The 1,522-nt window shown below is 35.9% G+C and carries 2 protein-coding genes and 1 pseudogene; all 3 read right to left on the bottom strand.

Features of this window, described 5'->3' with window-relative positions; all coding sequences use genetic code 11:
• Window positions 1–356, bottom strand: a 356-nt coding sequence (locus tag ACTNBF_RS16420) for a phage integrase SAM-like domain-containing protein (protein WP_441089698.1), incomplete at its 3' end; no start/stop codon positions are given.
• A complete protein-coding gene (locus ACTNBF_RS16415) occupies window positions 349–1,341 on the bottom strand; it encodes a tyrosine-type recombinase/integrase (RefSeq protein ID WP_441031085.1) in 993 nt (330 codons plus the stop codon). The genes ACTNBF_RS16420 and ACTNBF_RS16415, both read right to left, overlap by 8 nt.
• Window positions 1,334–1,522, bottom strand: a pseudogene (locus ACTNBF_RS16410) (tyrosine-type recombinase/integrase); the annotation flags it as partial. The pseudogene ACTNBF_RS16410 and the gene ACTNBF_RS16415, both read right to left, overlap by 8 nt.

Below are 1,522 nucleotides of genomic sequence, written 5' to 3'. Positions count from 1 at the left end.
TTCACAGGAATCCGAATAATGGCACTTCTAAAAACTGATGCAGCATCAAAATCCCTATTCTGTGCATACTCCGAAAATGCAGAAAGTGCAGATAATCTTTGGTTTCTGGTGACTGGCTTACATGATCTTTCTGTTTCCAACCAATTGAAGAAATCTAGTAGTGTATCATAAGTTAGATCAGAAAATCGGATATCATCCGCTTTCGTTTCCTTCTCTTCCAACATAAAGTGTAACAGTAACAGGAAACTTTGTTTGTATGAATTGATTGTATTTGGACTTAATCCCCTGCTATATGGCAGATATGTTTCAAAGTAATCTTCCAACAGTGTCATAAAACTAATTTTTCGTTTACTCATCAAAAGTCACCTCCGGAAACAAATCTCCGGCAAATGCCTCAAACCTTATGATGGTATCTGCAAAATAATCGGCACTGTATTTTAGATATTTTTCTGTCTCATAAAGGCTGTCATGTCCTAAATATGTTGACAAAAATGGTATTGAATCACATGCTTGAATGCCGTTACGCTCATTTTTATCAAAGGATCTGACCGCAAATGTGTGTCTAAAACAATGCAGGCAAGCTCCTCTCTCATACTTTTTCAGCCTATCATTCCGAATCCCTGCAGACATAAGTATTTCTTTAAAATAATTCCTAACCGTATTTGATGTGAGAGGAATATCTTTATCTATGGTCGGAAACAGATAAGCTCTCGAATCCGTTAGAATTCCCATGGCTCCGCAATATCGGTATATGATATCAGCAAGTTTTTCATTGTACGGAACCAAACGTTGCTTATATTTTTTAGTCACTCGAAGAATAATAAGATTTCTTTGAAAATCTATATCACCCACTTTAATATTTAACGCTTCACCTACTCGCAAGCCACAGCATAGTAGCAATCGCAAGAGCATGGGCATTTCATTTTCAATATATACATTTTTGACTACATGCGGAGCTTTTAGGGAATCCGCCAATATAAATATGTTTTCTAATTCTTTGTCTGAATAAAGATACGGAATATATGTATCTCTTGTAATAACAGTTTTAGGAATAAAACACCGATATCCACAATTTACCAGGTATAACAACAATTGCCGTATATAATGTACATGCTGGCTCACGGTATTTATAGAAATACCTTTGCTAACTTCTTTAATCCATTCCTCAACAATGAATTCTGAAATTTCTTTCTTTTTAAGGCCAATCTGATAGAGATAATCATCGAAAAGTTTTACTGTTCGTTTGTAGTGTCGATATGCTTCATTACCTAATTCCTCTTTGCGCAGCTCCATATGTATTTCGATTTCTTCATGGAAAACTGAGTTATATGCTTTAGGCATCTTGCTTACACCTCCCGTTAAGGAAGTCTTGAAATCCGCCTGTTGGTTCAGGAGGGTTTAAGCTGTACTGTCGTAATTTCTCGATATCGATTCTTGCATAATGCTTAATGGCATTATTTGAACTATGGCCCAGTACTTTTCTTACCGTTTCGTATGGTATTGTATCATTTACCATGGAACT

Source organism: Bariatricus sp. HCP28S3_A4 (assembly GCF_052066395.1).
Taxonomy (GTDB): domain Bacteria; phylum Bacillota; class Clostridia; order Lachnospirales; family Lachnospiraceae; genus Allocoprococcus.
Note: the sequence above shows the minus strand (reverse complement) of the source record. Positions and strands in the feature narration are given on the sequence as shown.

Coding starts and splice junctions, on each gene's coding strand:
- ACTNBF_RS16415 (WP_441031085.1), bottom strand. CDS start 1,341: ATGCCTAAAGCATATAACTCAGTTTTCCATGAAGAAATCGAAATACAT.